At 55.3% G+C, this 2,755-nt stretch carries 1 pseudogene; it reads right to left on the bottom strand.

The window, feature by feature from the left end:
* A pseudogene (locus tag ACTTKG_RS10225) lies at positions 1 to 2,755 on the bottom strand (hypothetical protein); the annotation flags it as partial.

The raw sequence follows: 2,755 nt of genomic DNA, 5'->3' as shown, positions 1-2,755 counted from the left end.
GCATCGACGGAGATCGCGCCGGCGTTCTTGATGTTGAGCTTCGAGGTCCCACCGATGGACGAAATGCCGGTCGTGCTGACCTCCGTTGCAGTCTTGACGGTGAGATTTTTTCCATTCAGATCGATGTTCAGCGGATCCGGCGAGTTGACTCTTGAAATCGCCGCGCTGATAGTGCCCAACCACGCGCCCGCCACGACCACAGTCGCGCCGCTCGTGATCGTAGAATCCTTCGTGAATACATACGATCCGTCCGCCTTGCGAACACCGGCATTGGCATAGGGAACGTCGTGCGTCTCACTGCCCGTGATGCCCGTTGTGAAGTCTGTATCCGTCTGCGCATTCGGCGGCTCGATCATCGGCGTATAGAGATATTTGCCCCTGCCCGTCGTTTCATCAAACGTGATGTCTTCGAGCCGCTTTTTCACCGAGGAGGCTGTCAATCCTTCGGAAATCTGCACCTGCCCTTTGAGTTGACGCTCATTCTTCGTATAGCCCGTATATTGGAGCTTGCCCGCAAGCGAGTTGAGCGTCTCGCTGATGAGATTCTTCTCGGCGATGCTTGCTGCAGGATCCGTATTTAGCCCGGCGCTGTCCGTGATCAGCGTGATGGTGCCGCCCCATGATTTTTTAACGATGAGATCGCCGCCCTTGAGCTTCTGCGGTGCAGCGGCATCGTGCTCATAGAACACGTTCGTATAATAGCCCCGATATTCGTCGATGGTGATGTCCTTGTCGTCCCTCTGGAAGATCAGCCCTTCATCTCCAGGACTCTGACCACCGTAGAAAGCACTCAGATGACTGCCCGTGAAGCCGGTCGGCGAAGTCGCGCCCTGCTTCTCATGATACCAGGCAGCGCCCTTCTGCAGCCACATATTGATCTTTCCATCGCCATAGGCATAACCTTTGAGATAGGATTTATTCCCCATAAACGAAGCATCGATCCGACTTTCTGCGTCTTTTGCCAAAAGATGACCGGTGATCTTAACTTCCGATCCTTTCGGGGTATTCGTTCTTACGTCGACTTCGATATGTCCGTCGTTTTGCGCGAACAATGCTGCCGACTCTGCGGCAGCGCTGTTTGTCGTCACTTTAAGACCATCCAGCACCAGCTTGCCGCCCGAGACTTGAACTGCCTTACTCTCCTTCGTGCCGCCGACGTCGATCTCCGTCGTACCCGCGACGGTCACCGTGCCGCTCGACATGCGGATGCCCCATGCGCGCTCTAAAGGCGCTGCCGAGGTCGTATCGTTCACCGTGAGTTTCAGCGTCTTTGCCTTGATCTCGACGTTCTTGCCTTCATCGTTGACGATGGCGGCGGCTTCTTTGACGTCCGCTGTTTTCGTGCCGCTCGTGACCGTCAGCACATTGTCTTTAGCATCGATCTGGACATCGCCGCTCGCCTTGATCGCGCCGCTGTCGGCAGCCGAAGCGCTTTGATACGCGATGCTCGACTCTTTCTGGAAAAGATACGTGCCGTCCGACAAGCGCACATTCGCATCGGCGTACTCCTGATCGGGCGCCGTACCCGAAAGGCGCGTCGTGAACGCGGTCTTCCCATGCGGCGCATCGACTGCAGGCGTATAGGCGTAGCTGCCCTGCCCCGTCGTTTCATCGAAGGTGATGTTCTCAATGCGCTTCGATGCAGACGACGATGTCAGCCCCTCGGCGATCTCGACTTTGCCCGTAAGATTGCGCTCATGCGTCGTATACGCCGTATAGCGGAGTTTCTTCGCGAGCGCGTCGAGCATTTCGCTGACGAGGTTCTTATCCACCGCTTTGGCAGAGTCCGTCTTAAGCCCTGCGCTGTCCCTCGTCAGTGTGATGCTGCTGCCTGGCGCCGCATTCTTGATGATGAAGTTGCCGCCCGTCAATCTCTTCGGATCATAGCTATAGTGCTCATAGAATACGCGCGTGTAACCGCTGTAGTTATCAACGGTGATGTCCTTATCGTTCTTCTGGAAGATCAAACCTGCCTGAGAAGCATCACTGCCGCCCCGCAGCGAGGAAAGACGGCTGCCTTCAAACGTATAGTCATAGTCCTTGCCAAGACCGTTTTGATTTTTATTCGGTATGCCGTAGCCATATTTCTCATTATTCCATACGGCACCGTTCTGCAGCCAGAAATTGATCTGCCCTTTGCCAAAGACAAGACCCTTGAGACCCGAATCTTCATTCATCATGGCAACATCGATGCGGCTCGTCTCGCCCATAGCGCCGATATTGCCCATCAGATTTACGACATGACTGCCCGGTGTACCGCCCGCAGCGTTGACGAAGATCTGTCCCGACGAACCCGCGAGGAGTGCCATGGCTTCATCATTCTTGGCGACCTTTGCCTTCAGTCCTTCCAGCGTCACCTTCCCTTCCGTCGCTTCCACAGCGCGGCTCGATGTATAGCCGACGACATTTATTTCCGTCATGCCAGCGACGCTTGTTGTACCGCTCTCGTTCCGAATGCCCCAAGCGTATCTAGGGTATTTTTTGCCATCCGCATTCGTCTGCAAACGGAGCGTGCCCGCCTTGATGTCGAGGTTTTTGCCGCTGTTCCTGACTGCCGCCGCATTTCCCTCATCGTTCGTATTCGTCTTGACCGTGAGGATATGATTCGCTGCGTCGATCTTCAGATCTGCCAGCAGACGAATCGCGCCGAGATCTTCGTCCTTTTTATTCTGATAAGAAATCAGCGAATCCTTCGTGAAGCGATATGTGCCGTCCGCCTGCCGCACACCGGCATCGATGTACGCCTGATCGTCCG

Source organism: Selenomonas sp. (genome assembly GCF_052169755.1).
In the GTDB taxonomy this organism is placed as follows: Bacteria; Bacillota; Negativicutes; order Selenomonadales; family Selenomonadaceae; genus Selenomonas.
This window is presented reverse-complemented; position numbering and strand designations above follow the sequence as displayed.